Here is a 415-nt window from a genome sequence, read left to right on the forward strand (position 1 = left end):
GATCGCCAGATCCACCGGGGCAGCTGGTGGCGTGGTATCGACGCCGTCGATATCAGGCGCCGTAAGCGTACTGGCTTCGGAAGTATTGCCAGCAGCATCAGTGGCAGTGGCGCGCAGCACTTCGCCGTCTACCTGTGGCGGGCTGAGGGTTATGTTGAAAATGCCCGTTGGTCCTACCAGTGCGGTGCCGAGTTGCGTGCCGTCGGCAGTGGTTACACGCACGGTGCTGCCGGGCTCTGCACGACCGGTCACCAGAGTACCGTCAGCGCTTATCGTAAGTTGGGTTGGCGCATCTGGCGCGGTGATGTCAGGTGCCGTGACTTGGGCGGGGAGTGAAGACAGGCCGTTTTCGATGGCGACCACATCCAGCAATTCGCCGTTGGCTTGGGCTGGATTCAGCGTGATGCTAAAGGTG

The 415-nt window shown here is 61.4% G+C and carries 1 protein-coding gene; it reads right to left on the minus strand.

Annotated elements, in window-relative coordinates; translation table 11 throughout:
* A partial coding sequence (locus tag IAE38_RS23680; protein WP_201219582.1) for an Ig-like domain-containing protein occupies positions 1 to 415 on the minus strand: 415 nt, incomplete at both ends.

Origin of the sequence: Pseudomonas sp. S32, from assembly GCF_016648095.1 — a bacterium.
Classification (GTDB): Bacteria; Pseudomonadota; Gammaproteobacteria; order Pseudomonadales; family Pseudomonadaceae; genus Aquipseudomonas; species Aquipseudomonas parafulva.